Source organism: Methanococcoides sp. LMO-2 (genome assembly GCF_038432375.1).
GTDB classification, from domain to species: Archaea; Halobacteriota; Methanosarcinia; order Methanosarcinales; family Methanosarcinaceae; genus Methanococcoides; species Methanococcoides cohabitans.
Genome location: NZ_JBCAUS010000006.1, coordinates 244,452 through 270,744, shown reverse-complemented (window position 1 = coordinate 270,744; position 26,293 = coordinate 244,452). Strand labels below are relative to the sequence as shown.

Annotated in this window: 20 protein-coding genes; 13 read left to right on the top strand and 7 right to left on the bottom strand. The window is 41.3% G+C overall.

Going from position 1 to position 26,293, the window contains the following annotated elements; translation table 11 throughout:
- Positions 1-18: 18 nt before the first annotated feature.
- Positions 19-588, top strand: a complete 570-nt coding sequence (locus WOA13_RS08940) for a GMP synthase subunit A (protein WP_342127556.1) — start codon at positions 19-21, stop codon at positions 586-588.
- 64 nt (positions 589-652) lie between these two features.
- Here WOA13_RS08940 and WOA13_RS08935 read toward each other — a convergent pair whose 3' ends face one another.
- Entirely contained in the window at positions 653-1,489 is an 837-nt protein-coding gene (locus WOA13_RS08935) for a TIM barrel protein (protein ID WP_342127555.1), read from the bottom strand.
- Positions 1,486-1,818 (bottom strand): hypothetical protein, encoded by a 333-nt coding sequence (locus WOA13_RS08930; protein WP_342127554.1) that lies wholly within the window; start codon positions 1,816-1,818, stop codon positions 1,486-1,488. Before WOA13_RS08930 ends, WOA13_RS08935 begins: the two co-directional genes overlap by 4 nt.
- Before the next feature lie 174 nt (positions 1,819-1,992).
- On the opposite strand from WOA13_RS08930, the gene WOA13_RS08925 reads away from it, so the two are divergent.
- From WOA13_RS08925 to WOA13_RS08880, 10 genes are all read left to right on the top strand, one after another.
- Complete coding sequence (locus WOA13_RS08925; protein ID WP_342127553.1) at positions 1,993-3,543, top strand: glycosyltransferase family 2 protein; 1,551 nt, start codon at positions 1,993-1,995, stop codon at positions 3,541-3,543.
- A 40-nt stretch (positions 3,544-3,583) separates the two neighbouring features.
- The gene (locus WOA13_RS08920) at positions 3,584-4,354 is read left to right on the top strand and encodes a polysaccharide deacetylase family protein (protein ID WP_342127552.1); all 771 of its coding nucleotides are present in this window, start codon (positions 3,584-3,586) and stop codon (positions 4,352-4,354) included.
- On the top strand, positions 4,351-5,394 hold the full coding sequence (locus tag WOA13_RS08915) for a DUF354 domain-containing protein (RefSeq protein ID WP_342127551.1): 1,044 nt from the start codon (positions 4,351-4,353) through the stop codon (positions 5,392-5,394). The genes WOA13_RS08920 and WOA13_RS08915 overlap by 4 nt, the downstream gene beginning before the upstream one ends.
- Before the next feature lie 87 nt (positions 5,395-5,481).
- Positions 5,482-6,753 (top strand): phenylacetate--CoA ligase family protein, encoded by a 1,272-nt coding sequence (locus tag WOA13_RS08910; RefSeq protein ID WP_342127550.1) that lies wholly within the window; start codon positions 5,482-5,484, stop codon positions 6,751-6,753.
- The gene (locus WOA13_RS08905) at positions 6,753-7,928 is read left to right on the top strand and encodes a glycosyltransferase family 4 protein (protein ID WP_342127549.1); all 1,176 of its coding nucleotides are present in this window, start codon (positions 6,753-6,755) and stop codon (positions 7,926-7,928) included. Before WOA13_RS08910 ends, WOA13_RS08905 begins: the two co-directional genes overlap by 1 nt.
- A gap of 108 nt (positions 7,929-8,036) precedes the next feature.
- On the top strand, positions 8,037-9,953 hold the full coding sequence (locus WOA13_RS08900; RefSeq protein ID WP_342127548.1) for a hypothetical protein: 1,917 nt from the start codon (positions 8,037-8,039) through the stop codon (positions 9,951-9,953).
- Complete coding sequence (locus WOA13_RS08895; RefSeq protein WP_342127547.1) at positions 9,950-11,125, top strand: glycosyltransferase family 4 protein; 1,176 nt, start codon at positions 9,950-9,952, stop codon at positions 11,123-11,125. The genes WOA13_RS08900 and WOA13_RS08895 overlap by 4 nt, the downstream gene beginning before the upstream one ends.
- Positions 11,126-11,206: 81 nt before the next feature.
- A complete protein-coding gene (locus WOA13_RS08890; RefSeq protein WP_342127546.1) occupies positions 11,207-11,779 on the top strand; it encodes a serine O-acetyltransferase in 573 nt (190 codons plus the stop codon).
- Positions 11,780-11,889: 110 nt separating this feature from the next.
- Positions 11,890-12,954, top strand: coding sequence for a non-hydrolyzing UDP-N-acetylglucosamine 2-epimerase (gene wecB / locus WOA13_RS08885; protein ID WP_342127545.1), 1,065 nt, complete (start codon positions 11,890-11,892; stop codon positions 12,952-12,954).
- Positions 12,955-13,020: 66 nt separating this feature from the next.
- Entirely contained in the window at positions 13,021-14,469 is a 1,449-nt protein-coding gene (locus tag WOA13_RS08880; RefSeq protein ID WP_342127544.1) for an oligosaccharide flippase family protein, read from the top strand.
- Positions 14,470-14,480: 11 nt separating this feature from the next.
- Here WOA13_RS08880 and WOA13_RS08875 read toward each other — a convergent pair whose 3' ends face one another.
- Both WOA13_RS08875 and WOA13_RS08870 read right to left on the bottom strand, forming a co-directional pair.
- The gene (locus WOA13_RS08875; protein WP_342127543.1) at positions 14,481-15,479 is read right to left on the bottom strand and encodes a lipid II:glycine glycyltransferase FemX; all 999 of its coding nucleotides are present in this window, start codon (positions 15,477-15,479) and stop codon (positions 14,481-14,483) included.
- Positions 15,476-16,519: a polysaccharide deacetylase family protein gene (locus tag WOA13_RS08870; protein ID WP_342127542.1), complete on the bottom strand. Its 1,044-nt coding sequence runs from the start codon at positions 16,517-16,519 to the stop codon at positions 15,476-15,478. Before WOA13_RS08870 ends, WOA13_RS08875 begins: the two co-directional genes overlap by 4 nt.
- 1,019 nt (positions 16,520-17,538) lie before the next feature.
- Here WOA13_RS08870 and WOA13_RS08865 point away from each other — a divergent pair.
- Both WOA13_RS08865 and WOA13_RS08860 read left to right on the top strand, forming a co-directional pair.
- Complete coding sequence (locus WOA13_RS08865) at positions 17,539-20,499, top strand: sugar-binding protein (protein WP_342127541.1); 2,961 nt, start codon at positions 17,539-17,541, stop codon at positions 20,497-20,499.
- 180 nt (positions 20,500-20,679) lie between these two features.
- On the top strand, positions 20,680-23,019 hold the full coding sequence (locus tag WOA13_RS08860) for a sugar-binding protein (protein WP_342127540.1): 2,340 nt from the start codon (positions 20,680-20,682) through the stop codon (positions 23,017-23,019).
- A gap of 170 nt (positions 23,020-23,189) precedes the next feature.
- Here the strand turns inward: WOA13_RS08860 and WOA13_RS08855 are convergent, their stop codons facing one another.
- The 3 genes from WOA13_RS08855 to WOA13_RS08845 form a co-directional block, all read right to left on the bottom strand.
- On the bottom strand, positions 23,190-24,314 hold the full coding sequence (locus tag WOA13_RS08855) for a GNAT family N-acetyltransferase (protein WP_342127539.1): 1,125 nt from the start codon (positions 24,312-24,314) through the stop codon (positions 23,190-23,192).
- A gap of 153 nt (positions 24,315-24,467) precedes the next feature.
- Entirely contained in the window at positions 24,468-25,328 is an 861-nt protein-coding gene (locus WOA13_RS08850; protein WP_342127538.1) for a polysaccharide deacetylase family protein, read from the bottom strand.
- Between the two features lie 284 nt (positions 25,329-25,612).
- A complete protein-coding gene (locus WOA13_RS08845; protein ID WP_342127537.1) occupies positions 25,613-26,083 on the bottom strand; it encodes a phosphopantetheine adenylyltransferase in 471 nt (156 codons plus the stop codon).
- Positions 26,084-26,293 lie beyond the last annotated feature (210 nt).

Below are 26,293 nucleotides of genomic sequence, written 5' to 3'. Positions count from 1 at the left end.
CCCGGTGTGGATTCCATCATGAGAGAGTTAAAGATCCTTGTTATCAATAATTATGGCCAGTTCTGTCACCTTATTCACAGAACCGTACGCGATCTGGACATGGACACGAAGATTGTATCTAACACGACCCCTGTGGAAGAGATCCTCGAGCAGGAGCCGGACGGTATCATCTTAAGCGGTGGTCCGTCAATGGAGCGCATAGGTCTCTGTCAGGAATACGTGGAGAGCATCGACCGGCCGATTCTGGGCATCTGCCTGGGACACCAGCTCATTGCCAGGACCTTCGGCGGCCAGACCGGTTCAGGCGACCTCGGCGGCTATGCCGAGATCGATGTGGAGATTCTGGATGAGGACGATATCCTCAAAGGGCTTGGTCCCAGAACATCCGTCTGGGCTTCCCATGCTGATGAGGTCATAGCGCTTCCGGAAGGATTCCTGCACCTCGCACGCTCGGATGTGTGCGAAATAGAGGCAATGCGCCACCCTGAGAGACCGATCTATGGCGTACAGTGGCATCCTGAAGTTGCTCACACAGCACAGGGCGAGGAGCTTTTCATGAACTTCTTTGAAGTTTGTGAGAATTACTGATATACTACTCGTTTTCTTATTGCAGAACAGGAGCTAAATGCTCCCTGTCTTTTTCTCTTCTTTATTAAAAATCAGTATTCCTGAACGTATCCTGCAATAACAACGCATCCTCTTCCAGATTCGGACTCTCGCATATCACAAGTCCTTTCACCCCAAATTCCCGAAACGCTGCCATAAGGTCAGTATAATTGTAATCCGACTCCCGGAGTACCAGGTGGTTCTTCTCCCCCTTCTCTCCGTACTCTATGCCGGAAACGTGGCAGTGCATGTCCTCAAGCCCTTCTTTGCCCAGGTATTCTTCCACCTTCCCGAGCACGTCCCGGAATTCCTCAAGTGTGTTGAACTCTCCGCTGCTTCTTGCGTGCAGATGCGAAAAATCGATACAGGGCATGACCCCCTCGATGGCTTCCGCCATCATCAGGGTCTCCTCCAGACTGCCGAACTGCGTAGGTTTGCCGGTGGTCTCCGGGCGAAGCACCGCATCGATGCCCTCGTCCTCAAGCCTTGATGCTAACTTGCCAAGCAGCACGTTGACCCTTTCCATCACTACTTCACTGTCCTGCTTGTGGTAGTAGGCAGGATGGAACACAATGGATGATGCACCGCAGAGTGCCCCGATTCGGGCCGACTGGTAGATGCGCTCGATGCTGGCATCGATCTTCTCATCCTCTGCGGAATTGAGATTAATGTAATACGGTGCGTGCACGCTGAGTGCCACGCCCTCTTCTTCAGCTGTAGCCCTGACCCTCTCAGCCATGCCTTCCTTCATACGCACCCCGCGTACGAATTCCAGCTCCATGCATCCCAGACCAAGCTCACGGATGCGCTGGATCCCTTCGACGCTCCCTCTCTTCTTAGCACTGAGGGGGGTTCCTGCCGTTCCGAAGAGCAGTTCCTTCATAATATCCCCAGCTTGATCCGAAGCTCCTTTTCCCGCTCCTCGGAGACCTTCTCTCTTACCATATCAAAAAAGGAATCCACATCATCCTCATCAAGGGACCGGATGTCTTCCTTCCCTTCCATTGCAAGCCCTGCAAGGTATTCCGCTTCCTCACTGTCAAGTCTCTCAAGCCTCTCCCTGAAGTCATCCGCATCCTCTGCGATCTTGTGGGATATCGGTCTAAGTATGAATGGATATGGGTGTCCCATCTCGGACATATGTGTCCCGCCGTTCTCTGGTGCAAGCTTGTTGAAGACCTTCTTATCCATGTCTGAAAATTCTCGTCCCATGGTGGATTGTTATGTGGGGGTTGGTATAAAATTATGTCTTTTTGTAATTGTTCCAATTAGATGATTCTGTTGACGTACGCATTTATATAACATTATTTAGAAATATTCATCTGGGAGGTTGTGGGTGATGTGCAACTTTATTATTTCTATTAAAAACAGGGGCGAGGTGTGGCAATGAATGTTGTAGCCGTCATTCCTGCATATAATGAAGAGGTTAATATCAAGCACATCATTAAGAGAACGAAGCTCTATGTGGATCAGATAATTCTTGTTGATGATGGGAGCAGTGATGCGACAGCCTATATTGCCAGGAATATGGGTGTAAAAGTGATCCAGCACGGGGATAACCTGGGAAAGGCCGCTGCCTTGCAAACAGCTTTTGAAGAAGCCAGAAAAATAAACCCATCTGTACTTGTAACTCTCTATGCTAATGGTTTTCATAATCCTGACGACATACCTGCAGTATTGGATCCTGTGCTTTCCGGGGATGCAGATGTTGTGAACGGTGCTTATGTTACTTCATCGGTCACTGGTTTTGGTACTACGTTTGAGGATTTTGGATCCCGGGGCAAGGGTCAGTTTTTCATGTCCAGTGGATTCCGTGCATATTCTTCGAAGACGCTCGAGATTTTCAGGTTCACAAAGGGCGACAATATGATCGAGCTCGAGTTGATAGATGATGCTATCAATGCCGGTTTCAGGGTACGTGAGGTACCTATCAAGATAATCGATCCGATCAAAAGGGAGTTGCTGGCAAGTAAACGTATAGGTGTGGTAGTGCCTGCGTATAATGAAGAGAAGCTGATAAAAGCGACCATTGATGGAATTCCCCATTACGTTGATCGGATATATGTGATAAATGATGCGAGTACTGATAATACTGCAAAGATCCTTGATGCATTGGACGATTCCAGGCTGTTCGTGATAACGCATGAGGCCAATAAAGGTGTGGGTGCTGCAATCGTCAATGGCTACAAACAGGCGCTGAAAGAAGAGATGGATGTCGTTGCGGTCATGGGAGGGGATAACCAGATGAACCCTGCCCAGCTGCCAAAACTGTTGATGCCTATTATTGAGGGCAAAGGGGATTACACCAAAGGTAACCGCCTGTTCAGTACGGAGTATCGTGGCGGCATGAGCGGATTTCGCCTGTTGGGTAACTCGATGCTCACGTTCATCACGAAAATAGCCAGTGGATACTGGCACGTCATGGATCCGCAGAACGGTTATACTGCCATCTCAAAGGAAGCACTGGGGGAGATCGGCCTGGATGAGATCTACACGTACTATGGTTACTGCAACCACATACTTGTGAGATTGAATGCTTTTGGTTTCAGGACCCTTGATGTTGTCATGCCTGCCAAATACGGTGAGGAAAAATCAACGATCAAGTACGGTCCTTACATTAGCAAAGTGTCTATGATGCTGTTCAGGAAGTTCCTTTGGAGGCTGAAGATGAAGTACATGATACTCAACTTCCATCCACTCGTCCTGTTCTACATCCTAGGCATGGCGTTCATTCCTGTGGGCGTGTTGTTCGGTCTTTCAATGATCATAGCTACTCTGATGCAATGGCCGGTATCTTCGAACCTGTTGGTCTTGGATGCCCTGATACTTATATCAGGAACCCAGTTCCTGCTGTTCGCAATGCTGTTCGATATGCAGGAGTCTGATAAGGATCTGAGGGGTTCAGGTTCCCGGTCTGTAGAAGGTGAGATCGAATGAGCTCACTTTTGTTTGAGACATTGCTGTGTGGTGATCTCTGATGTTGAGGATTGATGAACATGATTTCACTATCAGTAAATTCCGACTTCTCTGTGAGGCAATAGCCATAGATTATCCCACTGTTACAATGGCAGAATACATGAGTGGTGATCATCCTGACAGGTTTGTGCTGATGCGACACGATGTTGACCGGATGCCGGGACATTCACTGGAAACCGCACGGATAGAGCATGAGCTGGGTATCAGGGCTACATACTACTTCAGATCGATAAAAAGTGTGTTCAAGCCGGAAATAATGAAACAGATACGTGACATGGGTCACGAGATCGGTTATCATTATGAGACATTAAGCGAAGCAAATGGTGACCCTGAAAAGGGGGTTCAATTGTTCAAGGCACATCTGGCTGACTTTGATGACGTCTACAAGGTGAAAACCATCTGTATGCATGGAAGGCCGCTCTCAAAATACGATAACAGGGACCTTTGGAAATCTTATGACTTTAAGGATTATGGAATTATTGGTGAGGCCTATCTCTCTGTGGGGCCAGAACTTAATTATTTTTCAGATACAGGAAGAAGCTGGAGTACTAGGAACAGTTTGAGGGATTTTATCCCCGGTAAGACTGAAGATTTCACTGCCGATACGACGGATGATCTGATCGATCTTATCAAAAGTGGTGAACTGGAGAACCTTTATCTTCTTGCACATCCGGAACGCTGGTCATTGAATATGGTGGATTGGGGTTTATATTGCAGTATGGATGTGGCTGTCAATCTGGTGAAGAAGGTTTTATCTGTGGTGAGAAAATGAGGATATTATTCAATATGGCACATCCTGGCCAGATCCATTTGTTCAAAAATGCTATCCGGGTTCTGGAAGAACGGGGTCACGCATGTAGGATTACTACGGTTGATAAGGACGTTTCTTTACATTTACTTAAAGCATATGGATTTGAATATGATGTTGTTGGAAGTGCAAAACCTTCCTTATTCTCAAAAGCCACAGAGTTGCTGAAGATCGAATATAATCTGTACCGGATCGCAAGGAAATTTAAACCTGATATTTTGATAGGCGGAGTAGGAAATGCCTATGTTGCTCATGTGGGAAAGATCATCAGAAAACCTTCCATCGTTTTTGATGATACCGAGCATGCAAAAATAGAACACACGATAACTGATCCTTTTGCATCCGTTATATGCACTCCGTCATGTTACAGGCTTGATCTTGGGGAAAAACAGGTGCGATATAATGGCTATCATGAGCTGGCATACCTTCATCCGGATTACTTCACTCCGGATCCGGAGATTCTCAGTGAACTCGGACTTACCGAGAATGATCCTTTCATTATCCTGAGATTTGTTTCCTGGGAGGCAAGTCATGACAAAGGTCACAGGACATTGACCCTGGAAGACAAATTTACTGCTGTTGATAAACTAAAAGAATACGGTCGTGTCCTGATCACTTCTGAAAACGAACTGCCTCCTGAGCTTGAGGAGTACAGGATTAGTGTTTCCCCGGAAAAGATCCATCATCTGTTGTATTATGCGACTTTGCTTTATGGGGACAGTTCGACCATGGCCTCAGAATGTGCAGTCCTGGGTACTCACTCGATTTTCTGTGATTACGCGGGGAGGGGCTATACGGACGAAGAAGAGAAACTGTATGATCTGGTCTACAACTTCTATGATGAAAATACGATGGGTAAAGACTCATTGGAAAAGGCACTGGAATTATTGCAGAATCCTGATCTGAAAGAAAAAGGAAGACAGAAAAGGGATGTCCTGTTAGCTGATAAGATCGATGTTACGAAATTCATGGTGGAATTTGTGGAAAATTATTCTAAGAAGTAAGTTGTATCTCATAAGGGGGTTTAATCTGTGTTTCATGTTCCATTGTTCAAATTTGCACATATGCTGGGCGACTATCGTTTCTTATCTATGTACAATTCTGCTGTCATGTCACAATGGTACTCTTATCAAGATCTGAAATCGGATCAGGAAGCTCAGCTTCGAAAGCTGATATCGTTCTCTTATGATAATGTTCCTTATTATCATAAATTATTCAAAAGTCTGGATCTAAGACCTGAAGACATCAAAAAACTGGAAGACCTGGAGAAACTTCCTGTTTTGAACAAAGATATCATCAGAGAGAACTGGGAGGACTTCAAGCCAGCTAATCTGAACAAAATGAAATATTATTCTCTGGCCACAGGGGGTTCTACAGGTACTCCCTTCCCATTCAGATTGTTAAAACATGATCGTTTTATGTCAGGAGTAATGCTTTATCGCGGATGGGGATATGGAGGTTATGAACTTGGGGATAAGATGGTATTTCTGGCAGGTATGTCCCTTGGTATTGATGGTAGCTCACGAATTACAAACAAAGTACACGAAATTGCCCGCAATATTCGCAGGTTATCTTCTTTTGATATGAGCAACGAAGACATGTACAAATATGCGAATATAATACGCTCATTCAATCCCAAATCAATCCGTGCATATCCCTCATCCATAGATACATTTGCATCATTTGTTGAGGAAAATAGTATTGACCTGCCTAAAATTCCTGTGGTCTATACGACTGCAGAAAAACTGTTTCCGAATATGCGTGCTCATATCAGTGATGTTTTCGACTGTGAGGTCTATGATGCTTACGGACTGAACGATGGTGGGGTGGGTGCATATGAATGCTCTGAACATAATGGCCTGCATATCGATACAGAGCGAAGCATCATGGAAGTTGTTGATGATAATGGATCTCAGATGTCAGAGGGTATTGGAACTATCCTAGCTACAAGTTTACACAATTATGCCATGCCTTTTATAAGGTATAGTACAGGGGATATGGGCCATATTATTGAGGATAAATGTGGTTGTGGCAGAGGATCAAAACTATTAAAAGAGGTTATGGGACGCTCGGTGGATATGTTCATTACTCCGGAAGGTAAGAAGGTTCATGGGTACTTCTTAATGTATATCTTCTGGCAACACGATGACGGTATCAGAAATTATCAGGTAATTCAGAAACAGATCGATAAGATCCTGATAAAACTGGTAGTTGAAGATACTTTCAATCCGGACAATCTCTCTCTTATCAGGGACGCAATAAAATCCAAATCCTCCTCATGGGATGTAGAGTTCGAATTTGTTGATTCTATTGAATTAACGAAGGCAGGGAAATATAAGTTCGTTATTAACGAGTTGAGATAATGTCACTCAGAAATCTGTTGATCCTGACTAATAATTTCCCTAACTTTTCGGATACCTACGTTGTAGAGATATTTGTAAAAGAGCAATTGAAATATATTCGCAGGCATTTCGAAAATGTCTACGTAATCTCACCTGTTGCTTATGGCATGGAGTATATCAGGAAGACGCATTTTGAAGATTACTCTTATGACAATGTTCACGTTTTCTTTCCAAAATACTTCAATCTGCCCTTTTTTTATAAATATCAAAAGGAGTTCTGGGTAAAACTTGAATCTCATGCAGTTCTTAAATTTCTGGAAAAAAAGGGCATTGAATTTGATATAATTCATGCCCATTTCACCTGGCCTTCTGGTGCAGTTGCAGTGGAAGTTAAGAAAAAGTTCGGAGTGCCTGTGGTTATTACTGAACATACTTCTGGTACATTTCAAAAAGCGATTGATGAGAAAGATCCGATATTTATTCATTCATGGCAAATGTCCGATGCAATAATCCGTGTAAGGAAAGGTGATATCTTTCTGATGGGGGATGTAGGCATCGATCTGGAGAAAGTCTACCATATCCCCAATGGCTATGATCAAAAGAAGTTCTATCCTCTGGACAAACAGGAATGCCGGGATAAACTTGGTTTGTCGAAAGACAAAAAGATCATTCTTAATGTTGGGAATCCATATGGCGAAGTGAAGGGCCATTCCTACTTGATAGAAGCTATGGAAAAAGTTGTCTCCAAAAGGGATGATGTGTTGTGCTATATTGTGGGTGATGGTGTACTGAGGGAGAAATTAGAGAAACAGATCTTGTCCTCCAATTTACAGGATCATGTGAAAATAGTGGGCCTTAAACCACACCATGAAGTACCTCTCTGGATGAATGCCTGTGATATATTTGTGTTGCCAAGCCTGAATGAAGGCAACCCCACAGTTCTGGTTGAAAGTCTGGCTTGTGGTAAGCCATTTGTGGGAACAAGTGTAGGCGGTGTTCCGGAGATTATAACGTCCGATGATCTTGGCTTTCTTGTAAAACCCGGTGATTCCCTGGATCTGGCAGAAAAAATATCTCATTCATTAGACGTAAATTGGGATGAGAATAAGATCCTTGACCATGCACAACGCTATAGTTGGGAGAATATAGCAGAACAAATATCAGACATCTATGTCAATCTTAACTGTAATATATAATTTCTTAGTGCTAATTAATATACTTTCCATAACAAATTATAATCAGGGAAAATCAACTAAACGCAATTGAAACATTTTAGGAGTATTGAGGTTGGGGACCGGGTGCTTATGAACTTATTAAGATCAATAACAAACAGGGACAAAACGCTGATTGAAATTTTTGGTCTTATCTGGCCCTATCTAGTAGTTGTTGTTGTTCTTGGAGGTTTGGGTTTTGCGTTTGTGATAGGGAGGCCCGATTTTGCTATCAGGGGTCTTGCTATAGCAATTCCGGGTATTGTTGCAGCAATAGCGCTGACCAGAATATATGGGAGTGGAACGAAAATTCCAAGTTCCGATCTTGAAATGAAACTTGAGCAAAGGCAATTATCTAGCATATTCTTCATTCTTTATGCTTTGAGTTTGGTCGTTGTACTTATTTCATCAGTCAGGCCCTGGTACTATTTTGTAATGATGACTTTACTTTATACGATTATTTTTGTCCAGATTCTCTCTAAAGGAGTAAATCAATATCTGGTTCTATCTGAAATCATTCTATGCATGGTGAATTTGATCTATAGTTTTACCTTAAAGGACCATCTTTATTATGGTGCCACTGACATATTACCACATCTTTTCATGTCTCAGGTAACCTATCTTACCGGGCACACAATCCCTGAATATCTAAGTGTAACCTATACGAATTTTCCTTTATTTCATATTCTGATATCGGAGACTTCATATCTGCTAAATCTGAATATCACGACAGCATTTTTTGTAGTAGCTCCTTTAGTATTCACAGTTGTAGTGCTTTTCTTATACTGCATTTTTTTAAGCACTACTAAATACGTAAAATTGTCTTTACTTTCAGTTGCTCTGTTTTCAACCCTGAGTATAGTAGTTTATTATGGGATGTATATGGTCACCAGAGTTGCAGCATTTGTTGCGTTTTTAATGCTGATATATCTGATCTATAAGAATTCAGAGATGAATGATTCTCGATTGAAAATACTGGGCGTAGTTGTTGCCAGCTTTATAGTAATTGTTCATCAGGTGTCAACTCCTCAGATAATTGCCATAATGATATTGTTCTTAGTTTCTGAACTTTTGTTAACCAATTTGACGGGTCTAAAATCCAAATTCCACGATAACAATTACATTCTTTTACTAACTGTAACGTTCTTAACCTATTGGTTTTATGTTGCTTATTCCTTTACATTTCTTGCATTGACCTCCAGGGCGACCCATATATCTGGTGAACTTACAATAAAGCAGGACATTCAGACTGGGTTAGAGTGGATATTTCTCTCTCAAAATGTTGACACGATGATCGTCACATTCTTTGTTTTTATTGGAATTGGGGCAATGTTCTGGAAATATGGTAATAAATACGCTGCAGTTTTTACTATGGTTACTCTGTTTTCCTTACCACTATATCTGCCAAATCCGCTACAAACTCTCTGGGATGTAATGACCCTTTTTAGATTTGACCGTTTTATTTTACTTGTAAGTCCATTCATAGCTTTTTCAATGGCTGCTGGCATTCTCTTTTTTTACAATTATCTGTCATCAAAGGGGAAAAGGGTCTTGTATGCCGGTTTGATAATCTCAATCCTTTTGACGGGATTCGTATATCCGTCTTTGATAGGCGGCAGTCCGGAATATGATGAGGTTATTGCCAGCAGGACCTATTTCTATTCAGATGAGCTGATAGGTTTTGACCATGTTTTTGATTCCGTTCCGGATAACTCAATATTATATACGGATACTCCTACTTCCAGGTTATTTGAGAATCGCAGATTTAGTGAAACCGACAACCTTGGGATTAAGTATTATAGAATTGATTCCTTCGATGTTACAAATTTTACTGTCACAGATGGTTATTTCATTTTGAGAAATGAAGAGTTAGATAGAGGACTATTATTTGATAGGACTATGATCAGAGGGGATGATAGTTTAGAATGGGGCTACTTAAATTCAAATTTGAAGGCCAACAACAAGGTCTATTCAAACTCAGCAATTGATATCTATGAGGCAGTTCAATGAAATCTTCAAGGCGATCGTTCGGGAATGATCAGAAACAGATCTCGAAAAAAGGTCTGATCATTTTTATGGAGACGAAGGCATCTTATAGCATCGTCCAGTCCTCAAGAGCTTTGCATGTTTTCCAGGAGCTCAAAAAATATTTGCCCGATACTTACTTAATGTTGCAGAAGAACGAACAGAACGAAGTAGTTCTGGAGAATCTTATTCAGGTTAAACCCATTATACCTATTGCGGGGAAATTGTCTCTGTTGAAAGGAATTTCATTTAGATTCCAGATGTCCATGAAAGTATTTCATTTCCTTCTTACGAAAAAGATCGATTACGTTATCATCAGGGGTTATGACTGTATTGTATTGTATCCATTTTTAAGACTGCTTAATACAAAGATATACTATGATTTTCATGGTAAGTACCATCTTGAACTGTATCAACGAAAACGTATTTTAAGAGGCTATATCGCTAAATTCTCTGAAAGGGTGCTTTTGAAGAATTCTGACAGGATTATTGTGGTAAGTGCCGGTGTAAAAGAGCAGATTAAAGAATATGCTCATAAGTGTATTTATCTGCCAAACGGGGTCGATGTGGGAAAAATCGAATCTAATGACTCTGAGTGTCCTCTGGATATTCCGAAAAGTAAGAAAGTTATAGGTTTTATCGGAAACTGGGAACAGGTAATGAAAATAGATGATATTTGTGATTCAGTTGATTATCTGAAAGATGTGGTTGTTGTGATCGTTGGGCAGGGTTACGATTATAAGAAAATCTTCGCAAAGTATGGTCAAAAGGAAAATGTAATTCTGACCGGTCGTCTTGAATACAGTTCAGTAATGGCAATATTAAAACGGATGGATGTTTGTATTGTTCCGTACAATAAAGATTTTTACATGTCAAAATTGAAGGATTTTTTCTCGAATAGAAAAATATCCGAATATCTTGCAGCAGGGAAACCAATGGTAATTGCAGATATTGAAGGAATTCCCGGACATTTGAAAGAAAATGTCAATTATGTGAAATATGAGTCCGGTAATCCTAAAAGTCTGGCTGACAGAGTGGAGTATTTGTTTAGTGATCCCGAGTTGCGTACAGAAATGTCTCAGAACAACAAGATATTAGCAAAAGAATTTGATTGGGAACAGATTGTACTAAAATCCGGAATTTTGGAAGATCTGTGAGCGTTGAGCATGTTGTATTATTTCGAATTGTATTGGTATTTCCGATAACAATTCGGACCCCCTCACACAATGGTGGTTGTGATGATCAAAACAAAACAGGATTATCATTCCTATTTAGAAGCAGATAAGGTGGCTTTGGGGAGAACTGGTAAAAGGCCTTTTTTTGCTGATGATATATGGAAATTTGAGAGATTGTTAAGGAAAGTAGAATACTATCACAATTGTAAAAAATTTATATTCTGGAAACCATATGTCCTATTTCTAAAATGGAGGTACTATGCAATGAGCGTGAAATTGGGATTCACCATACCTAAGAATGTTTTTGGGCCTGGTTTAAGCATTGCTCATGTTGGGACCATTGTTGTAAATACCAATGCCAGAGTTGGATCGAATTGTCGAATACACACATGTGTAAACATCGGGACCAAGGCAGGCTATTCAAATTTAGCACCTCGTATTGGAAACAATGTTTATATTGGTCCGGGTGCCAAGTTATTTGGTGACATAGAGATCGCGGATGGAATTGCAATTGGTGCAAATTCTGTTGTAAATAAATCATTTTTGGGAACAAATATTTCAATTGCGGGTGTTCCGGCTAGAAAAATAAGCGACAAAGGTTCCGAAGATCTACTGGTGAAAGAAGAAAATTCATAACTGGAATTATATTGCAGTACTTCTCAATGCACAATAATGATACTTTTAAATCTAAATAAATGCATAATCTCTATTACATTGCCAATTTTTTTGTCAACATGGGTGTCATCATGAAAATAATATCCGTTATCGGTGCCAGGCCACAGTTCATAAAATGTGCTCCACTTTCCCGTGAACTTAGAAAATCTCACGATGAGATACTTGTCCACACCGGGCAACATTATGATCCTGATATGTCTGATGTTTTCTTCAAAGAACTTGGCATTCCGGAACCGGATCATAATCTTGGTATCGGTTCCGCTACACAGGGTGAGCAAACAGGTAATATGCTGATCGGGATCGAAAAGATTCTCATTAGTGAAGAGCCTGATATGGTCCTGGTTTATGGTGATACCAACTCTACTATTGCAGGTTCTCTTGCAGCCTCCAAGCGTCATATTCCTGTGTCTCACGTCGAGGCCGGTCTTCGCTCGTTTGACAGAACTATGCCAGAAGAGATCAATCGCGTAGTTACGGACCATATTTCAGATATTTTGTTCTGTCCTACGGAAACAGCAGTGATAAATCTTGGAAACGAAGGCATTACTGAAGGCGTATACAATGTTGGTGACGTGATGATGGATGCACTGCAGTACAATATAAGGATAGCAGAAGAAGGATCCTCGATACTTGATGATCTGGAGCTTTCTCCTAAGGATTTTATGGTTGCAACTGTACACCGTGCTTCAAATACGGATAGCATTGAAAATCTATCTTCCATTGTGAAAGCCTTTTGCAGTGTGGATGAACATGTTGTTTTTCCTGTTCATCCCCGGACTAAAAAATATCTCATTAAATATGGACTTTGGGATAATCTTTGTGAAAATGTGAGTGTCATATCTCCTGTTGGTTATCTTGACATGCTAAAACTCATGTCCAATTCCAGGAAGGTTCTTACTGACTCCGGTGGAATCCAGAAGGAAGCCTATATGCTTGGTGTTCCCTGTATTACAATGCGTGATAATACCGAATGGGTAGAAACCGTGAATGATGGATGGAATGTGCTAGTTGGATCAGATTGCAATATGATTATGGATGCTATTAATGGGTTTGAAGGTTCAGGTATGAAAGGTAACGTGTTCGGATCCGGAGATGCCTGTGAAAGAATATGCTCTGTGCTTGAGGGCTCCAGCTAAATTTAGTGTACCTTCTATAAATCATATTGATTCATTGTTGTATTATTCTAAAATGGGTGTGATTCAATGTCAGATTTTATCCGTAATATTATGAAATTAGTATCAGGGAGTATGATCGCCCAAATTATTGGAATATTACTTTTTCCTATTATTTCCCGACTTTATTCTCCGGAAGATTTTGGAGTTTTTCAGTTATTTTTATCAATTGCAAGTATTATTGCAATTATATCCTGTCTTACTTATCACCTTGCAATAATGCTCCCTAAAAAGAACGAGGATTCTGCAAATATTGTTTCGTTATGTTTCATTTTATTAGTAATCACTTCTATTGCATCCGGACTCATATTCATCCCGCTATCTGATGAGATCTCAGGTTTCTTAAATACTCCTGATCTTGCAGATTATCTTCTTCTTTTGCCGATAGTCGTTTTTTTAAGTGGCCTGTTCAACGTGCTGAACTATTGGACATCTCGCAGGATCCGGTTTGGGGTTGTTGCCGAATCACGTATTGCAAATTCATTAGGTTCAAGAGTGTCCCAGGTAGGGATCGGATCTTACAATCCTTCTCCAATGGGCTTGATCACTGGTTACTTGACAGGTTTTTTTCTGGCAAATATCCTGATGCTGGGCTACTTCAAATCTGATATCCAGTATTTCAGGAAGGTTTCAGTGCACAGGATGAAAGAACTGGCCATTAGGTATAAAAGATTCCCGAAATTTTCCATGGGCTCTCTGTTTGTAAACACGTTCTCTTTTCAGCTTCCACCTTTTATGCTTGCGTTCTATTTCACTTCTGCAATAGTGGGCCATTATTCGTTTGCGAATTTAATACTGGCTTTGCCTGTAACTTTAATAGGTGGTGCTACCAGTCAGGTCTTCTTCCAGAAAGCAAGTGAAGTTAAAAATGAAAATGGAAACTTCAAAGAATTAGTGACTGAAGTACACAGGAAATTGATTCTCATAGGGGCATTTCCACTTATCGTGTTTATGATCGTCGGTGAGGACCTGTTCACCTTCTTTTTAGGGGCTGAGTGGTATTCTGCAGGAATTTATGCAAAAATACTTGCTCCTTGGCTATTTATAAGATTTATGTATTCCCCGATATCTTCCATTTTCGACATACTTGAAAAGCAAAATATTGAACTTATTTTTAATATCCTGATCATTTGTTCAATATTTATTACACTTTTTATAGGGGGAAGTTATAATGACCCAATCCTCGGACTTATGTTATTGTCCATTGTTGGTGTTATTTTATGGAGCTGTGCAAATTTCTATCTTTTAAGAATATCTGGTGTTCAATTGACACATGAGGTCAGACATTTTGTAAAATATCTGCTTATCGCAATTTTAGTTTCCATCCCTTTGGTCCTAGTTGATTACCTTTCAGCTACAATATATGTAATTTTATTCCTTTCCATGGTGCTTTCAATTGCTTATTATATTGTAGTGATCTATCTGGATCATACTCTAAGGTCTAAATTACTAGGTGCTATAAATGCAGCAAAAAAATAAGAAAAAATATTTCATCTAATATAATTTATTATATGTAGGGATACATCAAATTTTGTTGAATGTCTGCTTACTACGTAGTAAGGTACCAATTCCGGATTAAATCCTGTTATGAATTTAGTCAGTTTTGGGGTATTACCACTCATTAAATTTATCTCTTTAAAGTTTCTGCTCTTAAGATCCTGAAAAATATTGTGCAGTAATAGAGATGTTGCATTATGGCTTTTCAGATCCGGATTTGAAGTAGCTGCCCATCTATGGGCTCTTTTGTTATCCCAAATGATTATTTCTGCGGCTACAACTTCTCCTGTGGGCATTTCTGCAATCCACATTTCCCCTTGATGGGTTTTATGTAAGAAATCCATTATTTTTTCATAAAAATTCATTTGTGCAGGTGGTATTAGTTGTTGCCTTTCATACGTTTGGTTAATAAGCTCGTAAAAACGCTGGAGGTCATCCTCTTTTTTAACCAGGATCCCATTTTCATTAGCCTTACGAATAATCGCCTTCAATCCCTTTGGCATTCTTGTTTCAATATCCTCCCTCAGGTCAAAATAGTAAGAATACCTAATATCTTTGATCCACTTATTGGATGAAAATTGCCTGGTGTCTATGAAATCAGGGGGATTTGATATCGAAACACTATCATATCCCTGTTCTTCGATGTGTTTCAGGATATTCTTCAAAACATTGTTTTGGAACTCTTCTTGATTTCTTACTTTCTTACTTGCTGATCTTTTTACCAGAATGCCTCCATAGGGGGTCATGTTGCAGTAAGATGATGCTACCCTGAATATTCTTCTAACCCTGTAACTAAAAAGGGAGCATCCTCCGACCAACTCGTCTTTATGAAAACAGCCATACATTTTCAGGTCGAAGTTGAACGAATCCTTGCATATTGTTAACCAATTGCTTTTCTGGAATATTGTTCCGTATGGGGAAATTTCAACCATCTCATCCCAGAGTTCGTATTCATCAGGACCAATTTCCCTGACTCTCATCTCTGAACTCATTGTTCCCACCATTCGGTCATATCTTTTCCACTGGCCATCCATGCATCCTTTTCATAACAATAGTTTAGGATTTTTTTGTAGAATTCCAGATTTTCGTCCAGCATGTATGTGTTGTGCCAGAGTATTGTAATTACACCGTTGTATTTTGCAACAGAGTCGATTAGTTTCTTTGTGATTTCCCATGAACCGTTGAAGTCTAGTCTCATATAATCCCTGAGAAGTGTACAGTCCATTATCGTCAATGGGATCTCCACGATATCGATCTCTTTTCCTGTTTTCAGGTTTATCGGTCTGAACGGATGGCACATACCATTTCTGAATCCTGCACAGTCGTTATATCCGAAAGTTGTGTCATATTTGAAACCGGCTTTACTAAGTAACTCCCAGGTTTCAGGAGTCCTGAATCTTAAGTAGTGGTTCCGATACCCGATTATGTTTTTCCCAAGAACAGCTTCAAGCTTTTCTTTCTTTTTGTAAAGGTCTTCATAATTGTTGTATGATCTGTGACCACCATGGAGCCCTACTTCCCAACCTCTGGCATCTATATATCTTATGTCGTCCCTGAGGGTCTGCAGGTCATAGTCATAATTCTGTTCCCCAGGCTCAAGTGCAAGGAAGTAAAAACTTGATGTAGCTCCATACTGTTCTTCCAACTTAATTATCTCCCGGAAGTTCCAGTATGGGTGGCTTCTTTTGTTTATTGCGTAGGTGAAGTTTCTTAGTGCTTCTTTGATATTTCCTTTGGTAACAGCTCTGAAAGAATTTAATGCATATCTAAAATTGCTCTCTTTAATTACATCAATATCATGCGTCAGACAAACGGCGAATTCCTTTCCATCCGGGTATTCCGGCTTAAAACCATTTTCGATCAGATATTTTGAGACCTTGGGTTCGAAGATGTCTCGGGAACTGCTCAAATAGTAGGGGAATCTTTCATATTCATCAAGAATAGGGGGATTGTATTCCTCTTTTTTTGTGAAAAGATCCCATAGTTCCTTTTCTTCTTTCAGCTTTTCAATCAATGTGCTATTAGGTATCATCTGATCTCATCGGATGCCTCGTTTACATCCTTTCCTTATTATATGTTGACTAATGTACCCTCGACGATATTCTTGTCAGATGGGTCACGATCCTACTATCTATCACGAGAACTTGACTCTCAAACCTGCACTAATATATAGTGTGAAGTATTGCTCATGCTTTTCCAATAAACCCTGATGTATCTTGCAGGTTTTTTTGGTCACACTTTTGTGCTCAACTACTGTTTGTCACATATCGGGCATGCCATCTCTCAATTTGTCAGACTTACCCCTTTAACCCTTTATATTATGGGTTATAAAAATATTTAAGGAAATTGGTTCTCTCCATTTTGAACGTGGTATGGGAAAAACATGGCATTGACAATTGACTATTTCACACGATGTGGTCGTTGGTCCTTTCCTAAGTTGAAGTAATATGTTTTCTTTGTAAATTGTATCTCTCAAATCTTTCATATTGTTCGATGTGCCTCAACTGCTCTATCTGCTTATGTAAGCGGCCAAAACTTTCAAGACTCATACAATCTTTCTCATCATTATAATGATGCTGCCCTAGAAGGGGGCCAATGCCTATACATATTAAGTATTAATCGAGAGTTTTTCCTTGTTATTGGTATTGATGCTTTTATTCTTTGACTCAATCATTAATATGGCTAATTTTCCCTCCACTTCTGTATTTTATTCTAATTATTTTATTTAGTGAGCTGGTCCGTTTGAATATCTACTGTCCTTTCTAAATATAGTCGAAAAGTGTGTTCATTTCATGCGCATTATTCAGAAAAATATCTACATAATTCTCAACTTAAGTGTACACAATACTCTTATTAGTGTACATAAAAATCGTTATTTGGTACTCGTGATGTAGATGCATGACAACTTTGGTTTATTATGTGCCTAAGTTTTATGCAGGGAAAAACTCACAACATTTATATGTGATTATGACCCTGAATCACCATCACTAATATCTAATAACAATATAAAAATACAACATAAAAATTCTACAAGTAAGATTTGTGGTAACTATGAGGAAACTTAAAATTTTATTACTCTTATCATTCATTTCATTAATTGCTGTACCAACTGCATTGGGTGCTACTGCTCCGGTGGTATATGTATCTGCAGCTGGCAACGGTGACTATAATTGTGATGGAGTAAACGATGAAGTACAGATCAATGCAGCTCTGCAATTTGTCAACGATAATGCAGAGTTTACCACTGTTTACCTGATGGATGATGGTGGAGAAAATGACTATATAATCTCTGATCAAATTGAGATTCATGACAATACCATTCTTGATGGTGAAACCGGTGTACGTGTTAAATTAAAGGCCGGTCTTACTGAATACGATTTTGAACAGATGGTTACGGGTGCAACTCCTACAAGTCAGGTATACAACAGTGCCAATCACATCATAATAAGGAACATTATTTTTGATGCTGACAGATGGAATCAGGACAACATGCCTATTAGCAAGAAAGATGAAAGAGAGACTATCTCCATTAGGGGAAAGGACATCACTATCTATAATTGTAGGTTTGAAGATGGTGTTGGCGATTTCATCAAGATCGGTAACTATGGCGAAAAATATCCGGACATTAATATCTACAATAACTATTTCGGCAGGTCCGGACACTGTGGCGTATATGTCCTGTATACCGGATACACCGGTGATAACAGAATCTGGATACATGACAATGAATTCGGTTATGTGGCAGCAAATACCGGTGTTCGCCTGGACGAGTGTTCTGGTGCTTTGGTTGAAAACAATGTGTTCACTTCCTATAATCAGGGAGATTCCGCAATCTATCTCCTGTACAGGAATGCGGGAAGCAACACTGGTTCACATGACAACGAGATCAGGTATAATACAATATACGATGTGAGGGAATACGGTGTCACTCTTGCTGCAGAGGTCAGTGGAGGCGTAGTGGACAAATCCGAAACAGCTGGTAACTATATCCATCACAATTCGATCCGCAATACTATTGGGGATGGTAATGCCGGTGGTATCAACGTGTATGGTTATGATGATGTTCTGATCGAATACAACACCATAGCAAACTGTGACGGTGACGGAATATCAACTCACGAATATTATGGTTCAACCTCTACGTCTGGTTTTACCATTACTGCTAAGAACAATCTCATCTATGGGATGACATATTATAATGGTCGTGGGTATGGTATCAATAACGTTGAATCCAGCAGACACACCATAATTTCCGATTATAACAACATCTATGGCAATGCATTGGGTAATTATAGAAATACAGCTGAGGGTACACATGACATTCATGATTCCAGTCAATCTACAATTCCTGATGAGCCAACAACTCCTGAAGAACCCACAACTTCCGTGAAGCCTACCGCTTCTGCAGGTTCTGACCGCACAGTTTCTGTCGGTGAGACTGTGACTTTGGATGGATCCGCATCAACAGATGACGTCAGTATCGCATCCTACAAGTGGGATTTCGACAACTCTAATGGAATCCAGCAGGATGCAACCGGTGCCGTTGTCCAGCACTCCTACAGTTCTGGAGGAACATACACAGCAACACTGACAGTAACAGATGGTGATGGAGAGGTTGACACTGACACTGTTCATATTACAGTACAGGATACTTCACCAGACGCTCCATCAGATGTCGGCAACGCACATCTGGACATTTCAAGTGGCACTGCAATGATCGACGGTGATCTTTCAGACTGGCAATACGCTGCAGGAACCACCATGTCTGGCGTTTCAGATAACACTGCAACAGTCAAATCAATGTATGATAGCACATACCTTTACATTTCATATGATGTGACAGACAGCAACCTTCAGGCAGACGCCCTGATCGAGACAGGTGGTCTCCATCTGGATGATAGCATTGAGATCTATCTTGACACTTTGAACAACGGTGGAGCTGCAATGCAGCCTGATGACTACCACTTTATCATTAATTTGAATGGTGCAGTGGTGGATGACGTGGGTACGGGTACCGGAAAGGACTACAGTTACTCAAGCAACATCATCACTAATGTGAATCTGCAGGGTACCAAGAACGATGCCAGTACAGATTCCGGTTACATCATCGAGGTTGCAATTCCATGGAGTGACATTGGTGGAATTCCTTCCAGCAATGATGTTGGTCTGTTCCTTGCTGTAAATGACCAGGATAATACGGGTACTGTATATCTCCTTAACTGGCACGATCTGACCACTTCCTACGCTGTTCCTGACCGCTGGGGGGATGCGACCATTACAGCTACAAGCAACACCGCACCTATCATGTCTTCTATTGATGACAGGACAGTGGATGAGGGAAGCACTGTAAGCTTTACTGTCAGTGCATCAGATGCTGAAAGTGACCCTCTTTCCTATACAGTAAGCGGCCTGCCTAACGGTGCATCATTTGATTCTTTATCAGGTGAATTCAGCTGGACTCCTTCCGCTGTCCCTTCAGGTGACTATGGTCTGCTGTTCGAAGTTACCGATGGCGAACTCAGTGACTCAGAGTCTATGATCATTACTGTGAATGCAATAAGCAATGACCCTTCGAACAACGCTCCGGTAATTACTTTCCTCTCACCTGACCATGATTCGGTCTTTGAGGTTGGAAATGTGGTTGACATTGGAGTAGTTGCTTTTGATGCAGATGAAGATGAACTGAACTATGCTCTGAAGATCAATGGTGTTACCGTCAGTACAACTTCCAGTTATTCATGGGATGCTGATTCTTCAGGTTCTTACACCATCGAAGCTGTTGTAAGTGACGGAACCGATCAGGTGACTACTCAAAATGTTGTCACTGTCATCAAAATACTCCCACGTTGGGATGTAAATAAGGATGGTGTAGTGAATATTCTGGATGTCACTCTTGTGGCTCAAAATCTGGGTAGTTCAAAACCACACCCAAGCTGGGATGTAAACGAGGATGGTGAAGTGAACATTCAGGACCTCACCATTGTAGCACACTACTTCGGTGAAACTATATAATTGACTTAAATTCAGGCGCAATTTTGCGCCAACTTTTTTTATTTCATTCTCAACTTTTGAAACTATCTCAGGAATCCCTGAGTTCTGCCTGAAGTTCAATACTTAATTATTGTTCATTATCTCCTATATTTTGATCGCATCCCGGATAGATTTATATTTTCAAATGTTCAATTTAGTAGTATGCTCTATCCAAGTGCACAAGCTTTGCTCTTTGTACTTTTGATCAGTGCGATTGTGACCTATATGATCTTTCCGGCACCCGTTCGTAAAAAGGTTTCATCTATGGGTCTCATGCAGATCCTGTTAGTTCTAATAGTGGTAGCTGTGGGAGTTTCAGCTGTGCATTTTATGGACGCTCCATCCATTCCTACGAACATTACTCCAGGTGGGGGATCCATTGTGTATGTTTCCGCAGATGGTAATGGTGACTACAATTGTGATGGGGCAAAAGATGAAGTTGAGATTAATGCTGCTCTTCAGTATGTGGGTGAGCATGCAGATTTAAACACTGTTTATCTGAGGGATGATGGTGGAGATAACGATTTCATCATTCAGGGAACGATTGAAATCCCGGATGATACAACGCTAACAGGGGATATGGGGGCAACAGTCAAACTCGTGGCTAGATTCAATCCTCCGAGGGATGACTGGCAAATGGTCTCAGGGGTGACCCCACTCAGTGGACGTGGCTACAAACAGTCTAACAATGTAACTGTTACTAATCTTACGTTCGATGCGGACAGATGGAACCAGCCACGTATTCCATCAGATGAAGTGGATCACTATCCTACAATTGAGATCCGTGGTAAGGACCTCACATTCCATAATCTGTCGTTTACCACTGGTATTGGTGATTTTATCAAGGTCATAAATTCCGGGGAGAAGCTTCCAAATCTGAATATATACAATAACTATTTTGGCAGGTCCGGCCACGTTGGTGTATATGTTTTGTACACCGGTTCAACTGCTGACAACCGGATCTGGATACATGATAATGTATTCGGGCATGTGGCAGCAAATACCGGTGTCCGTCTGGATGAGTGTTCCGGTGCTTTAGTTGAGAGAAATACATTCACCTCATTCAATTCGGGTGATTCTGCTATCTATCTTATATATAAGAACGATAAATCCAACACCGGTTCATCTAACAATGAAATTGCTTACAATACAATATACAATGTAAGGGAGTATGGTATTGTCCTTGCTGCAGAGGTGGCAGGGGGGAGGGTTGACAAATCCGAAACGACCGGCAATTACATACATCACAATCTGATTTATGGTACAATTGGAGATGATGGCAGGAGCGGTGGTATAAGCGTTTATGGCCATGATGATGTTACTATTGAGTCGAACACCATTGCAAACGGAGAGGGCGACGGAATTTCCACTCATGAATATCATGGTTCAACATCTACATCCGGGTTTACCATTACAGCAACTAACAACATCATCACCGGTATGAAATCCTATGATGGTCGCGGGTATGGTATAAATAATATCGAATATGAGTCTCATACCATTATTTCAGATAATAACAACATTTACAACAATGCCCTGGGGGACTATAATCATGTGGGAGAGGGTCCAAATGATATTCATTTTGATCCTATGTACTACGATGAGGCCAGAGGTAACTATCATTTAAGTTCAACAGCAGGGACGTGGACCGGAACTGGCTGGGAGATAATGAAAGCCAACAGCCCGTGTATAGATGCAGGTAAGATCTCCAGCAGTTATTTCAATGAACCCGATCCAAATGGTAACAGGATAAACATTGGCCGGTACGGTAATACTGCCGAAGCATCCAAGAGCTATTCCGGAAAACCTGCTATCTCCACCATCATTAAGAATGTCTTTTCCGGCGATGGGGTGCAGGATGCACAATCAGATGGTGATCGTGAAAATCTGAATGTCGTACGTGGTACTGCTACGGTGGATGGCGATCTCAATGATTGGAAAGATGTAGTAGGAATTGCAATTGATGTTGCTTCTGACAAAGAACGGGAAAAAGATAATACTGCATCAATAAAGGCAATGTATGATGATTCATACCTCTACTTTGCTTTCGATGTGGATGACAGCGACCTTCAGGCAGACGGTCTGACCGAGACAAGTGGTTTGCACCTGGACGACAGCATTGAGATCTATCTTGACACTTTGTACGACGGTGGAGATGCGATGCAGTCAGATGACTATCACTTTATCATAAATCTGAATGGTGCTATTGTGGATGATGTGGGTACCGGTAGCGGCAAAGATTACGATTATTCGAGTAATATTGTCAAAAAGGTGACGTTGCAGGGTAGCAAGAGCTATGCCAGTGATCTGGATGCTGGCTATATAATGGAGGTTGCAATCCCGTGGAGCGATGTCGGTGGACAATCCCCTGGTGATGTAATTGGTGTGTTCTTTGCCATAAACGACCAGGATGCAGGCGATGTGTCATTCTTTAACTGGTATGATCTGACGGGTTCCTATGCAGTTCCAGATCACTGGGGGGACGGGATACTACAGGAATGACCACATGTCGTGGAAGAATATAGTGCTCGGGTTTTGATGTAAGTGTTTTATTGATGGCGATGATGGCTTTGCCTACGCATCAATTGTTCAAGTAAAAAAGGTATGAATTATTTTTGGTAATTCTCTTTTTTTGTGCATTTGCTATCCGGGATCCCTGACTTTCCTGCATCTCAAAGGATTCCTCTATCAGGATCAATGGGTGAAGGAATGAACTCATGCTTCTGTTCTTTCAGCTCAGATTCATCATCCTCGTTGATAAAATTATACAGGTATGCATGTTTGTGCTTTCTTTTGATCATGACTCGTTTTTTCAGCACGTCATCCATTTTCTGGTCGGTAGCCCAGAATGCCATTGCAGCAGCATTATTACTTTTTGCCAAATTAATTGAGAACTCAACAAGTGACTGGACTATGCCTTCCTCGAAAAGTGGTATGTAGGCATCTTTGAGGTGCATGATCTTGATATCTGTCTCAGTACATGGGACATCAACTACGAAGTACCCTACTAGTTTGTCATTTCGGGTATCGATGCACCTGATCACATTCCTTTTCTCAGCGATGGCATCTGAAAAGTAGAGCCACCTGAGTGTCTCTACATCCCTGCATATGGTCGTTGTGTTGTTTTTCCTGTTGTTCTCCCACAATTCAGTGAACGATTCATCACAATCCATGCACAGGGAGCATTCGTAATGATCCGGTGGTGATTTAAACGTTGTTTTGTCCTTGATCCAGCGGACAACCGGTGAGGCCAGCTTTATGGGAATCAGGGGGATCTTTGCTAAAAGCTGTATCCTGTCAGATTTGATGCTCGTACGTGTGTACAGGTTATATATTTCGCCGAAATCCCGGATATGCCAGTATTCCAGGTTGTTATACGGAACATCGTGTTCGGTAAATCCGAATTTCTTGAATATTACTGATGCTGTCTCATTTGCCGTGGTGTTGAGCAGGAGATTGATATTTTTCTGTTTTTCAAATGCACGTACAAGCTGAAGACTTGTAAATCCTCTCACTGTAGGTCGTACATATAATGAAGTGCCGGCTGCAGCAATGCCATCTTTGCCATTGATCTGGTACTTAACAGGGATGTTCCCCATAAATCCAACAATTCCCGAGTTACCGTTTTCAACGACCCATCCATAAGGGATTGATTCATCCATCCAGGGATTGCTGGTCCACCACATGTCGAAACGACGTATCCATACCTCAGGATCGATCTCCAGTCCTTCGTTCAGGAGATCTGCCAGTTCCGGAAAGTCCTTTTCCTCAAGTGGACGTATCTTTGTTGATGGCATGGTATTCCTATTAATTTTATGATTTTTCTTTATGTAGTTGTCTGGCTTCACCGGAACGTGTTCACTTATATTCATCCAAACTATAAATATATCGGCTTTTCTGTGGTCCAGAACTTTGGTGCTCCTGTAGGCACTGGTATGTCTGTAATGGTGTCACCGTCCCACCATTTTCCTGAGATACCACCATACTCCACTTGCTTTGACCAGCAGTTCGTTGATATCAGCACCATCCCTTATGGGTGCACGTTTTAGTCTGAAAAGGTCCGTATTCCCGGAATTGAATCCCGGTTCAATGGTAATCCCGCAAGTATATCCGGCCTTTTTAGCTAGTTCGATATCCCTCTCAGAGTAGTCCCCGTTCGGATAGGACAATGAGTATATGTCGAATCCGTATTTCTCTTCAAGGTCCTTTTTTGACTGCGCGATCTCCCAGTCTGCTTCCTCGTCGGTACACATGGGTAGGATGGGGTGGAACACTGTGTGGGACTGGAAGTCTACCATATCCTGCATATTCTCGATCTCGCTCTTTAATAGTGCCTGTCTGTCCTCGAACTCTTTTGTTACCTCGAACCCGAATTGTTTCAGGATCTCAAGTTTTTCCTGATTGGAGACTCTCTTCAGATGTTCCCTGCCATACTCTCCGCTGGTCTCATGTTTCCACCAGAAGTGCCGATTGGTATCCACGATGCCGCTGCAGAGAAAAATGGTAGCCGGCACTTTGTATCTCTCTAGGAGGGGTTTGAGGTCGTAGTTACTTTTATGCCCATCATCCAGTGTTATGATCAATGATTTTGGTGGCAGCTGATTAACAGTTTCCGCCTCCCTTGCGTTGATGTAATCCTGAAGGGAGATTATATTGTATTTGGGTATCAGCGTTTTCAGATACTTTTCTATTATGTAAGGATTTATGTCGTGGAATAGAATTATCGAAACCTTATTTTTTTGCAGGACTTCTCTGAAGAGAAATGATATCCCTGTTAACCTCAACAAAACGAATGGCAATTTTCTAAGCACTCTGCTTCCCCCACATTAAAAGATTAGTACTGCAGTATATATGGCTTTTTATCATTCTTTGCTGATCTCTGAGTTATTTAATTTGGGATGTTCATATTTTGCTTCTGGGGTATATTTTTTTTGAACAAATAAATTGATATTACTTTGCAGAGTCGCTTTCAGTGTGAACCTTTGAATGCTCCCGATAATAGTATTGGTATAATTATCCTACAGGATCTGTATAACCAGATATGTGGTATGAATATGTGTTGACTTTTGAAGCGGGTGTATACCTGTATATAAGGTTAACTGTATAAGCCCTTCAGATGGCCATGTACGTCGATCTCCCCGTGTACAATACGGGTGGAAGAAATAGGGATGTCATCATCGGCCATGACGTATTCTATCCTGATTATCTTTATCTCGGCCTTTCCGTCAGCCTTTCTGAGCTCGTTGATCTTCAGGGCTACGTGGTAGGTCTCGGGGGAGACGACGATGTATTCATAGTCTTCTTCGAGGGTGTTTCCGTAGGGAGAGTTGAGCATCTGGATATGATAGTGGTTTTCGGGGATGCCAATCTCTTTTAGAAAATCGGTAAGATTGGCCTTGCGGGTGGGATAGTCGGGTATATCGCGGTTCTTTTCTCCGGCCATGCCGTTGGATGTGAGGCCGATGTCCACTATGTCGTCTCCGGCTGCTTCGAAGGCCTTCTTTATCAATTGTTTGTGTCCGTCGTGAAGGTACTCGAAGGTTCCTCCGACCGCTGTTCTTCCCATTGTTCTCTGAAAGGGGTTTGTGTAACATAAGTCTTTGTGTTGAGTGGATGGGTTTTGTTGGTCGGATCTGGGATTGGGTGAAGTGAAAATTAAAAAAAGTATGAATGGTTGAATACTTTCACACCGCTTAGCTCACCCTTAAATACTCAGCAGAGATAAAGAAGAACGAACGTGCACGCTACGAAAGAAAAACTGTGCACCATAAGGAGC

What these genes read in the sequence shown, in the direction of transcription:
- WOA13_RS08940 (WP_342127556.1), top strand. Translation starts at nt 19, where the DNA reads ATGAGAGAGTTAAAGATCCTTGTTATCAATAATTATGGCCAGTTCTGT.
- WOA13_RS08935 (WP_342127555.1), bottom strand. Translation starts at nt 1,489, where the DNA reads ATGAAGGAACTGCTCTTCGGAACGGCAGGAACCCCCCTCAGTGCTAAG.
- WOA13_RS08930 (WP_342127554.1), bottom strand. Translation starts at nt 1,818, where the DNA reads ATGGGACGAGAATTTTCAGACATGGATAAGAAGGTCTTCAACAAGCTT.
- WOA13_RS08925 (WP_342127553.1), top strand. Translation starts at nt 1,993, where the DNA reads ATGAATGTTGTAGCCGTCATTCCTGCATATAATGAAGAGGTTAATATC.
- WOA13_RS08920 (WP_342127552.1), top strand. Translation starts at nt 3,584, where the DNA reads ATGTTGAGGATTGATGAACATGATTTCACTATCAGTAAATTCCGACTT.
- WOA13_RS08915 (WP_342127551.1), top strand. Translation starts at nt 4,351, where the DNA reads ATGAGGATATTATTCAATATGGCACATCCTGGCCAGATCCATTTGTTC.
- WOA13_RS08910 (WP_342127550.1), top strand. Translation starts at nt 5,482, where the DNA reads ATGTACAATTCTGCTGTCATGTCACAATGGTACTCTTATCAAGATCTG.
- WOA13_RS08905 (WP_342127549.1), top strand. Translation starts at nt 6,753, where the DNA reads ATGTCACTCAGAAATCTGTTGATCCTGACTAATAATTTCCCTAACTTT.
- WOA13_RS08900 (WP_342127548.1), top strand. Translation starts at nt 8,037, where the DNA reads ATGAACTTATTAAGATCAATAACAAACAGGGACAAAACGCTGATTGAA.
- WOA13_RS08895 (WP_342127547.1), top strand. Translation starts at nt 9,950, where the DNA reads ATGAAATCTTCAAGGCGATCGTTCGGGAATGATCAGAAACAGATCTCG.
- WOA13_RS08890 (WP_342127546.1), top strand. Translation starts at nt 11,207, where the DNA reads ATGATCAAAACAAAACAGGATTATCATTCCTATTTAGAAGCAGATAAG.
- wecB (WP_342127545.1), top strand. Translation starts at nt 11,890, where the DNA reads ATGAAAATAATATCCGTTATCGGTGCCAGGCCACAGTTCATAAAATGT.
- WOA13_RS08880 (WP_342127544.1), top strand. Translation starts at nt 13,021, where the DNA reads ATGTCAGATTTTATCCGTAATATTATGAAATTAGTATCAGGGAGTATG.
- WOA13_RS08875 (WP_342127543.1), bottom strand. Translation starts at nt 15,479, where the DNA reads ATGAGTTCAGAGATGAGAGTCAGGGAAATTGGTCCTGATGAATACGAA.
- WOA13_RS08870 (WP_342127542.1), bottom strand. Translation starts at nt 16,519, where the DNA reads ATGATACCTAATAGCACATTGATTGAAAAGCTGAAAGAAGAAAAGGAA.
- WOA13_RS08865 (WP_342127541.1), top strand. Translation starts at nt 17,539, where the DNA reads ATGAGGAAACTTAAAATTTTATTACTCTTATCATTCATTTCATTAATT.
- WOA13_RS08860 (WP_342127540.1), top strand. Translation starts at nt 20,680, where the DNA reads ATGCTCTATCCAAGTGCACAAGCTTTGCTCTTTGTACTTTTGATCAGT.
- WOA13_RS08855 (WP_342127539.1), bottom strand. Translation starts at nt 24,314, where the DNA reads ATGCCATCAACAAAGATACGTCCACTTGAGGAAAAGGACTTTCCGGAA.
- WOA13_RS08845 (WP_342127537.1), bottom strand. Translation starts at nt 26,083, where the DNA reads ATGGGAAGAACAGCGGTCGGAGGAACCTTCGAGTACCTTCACGACGGA.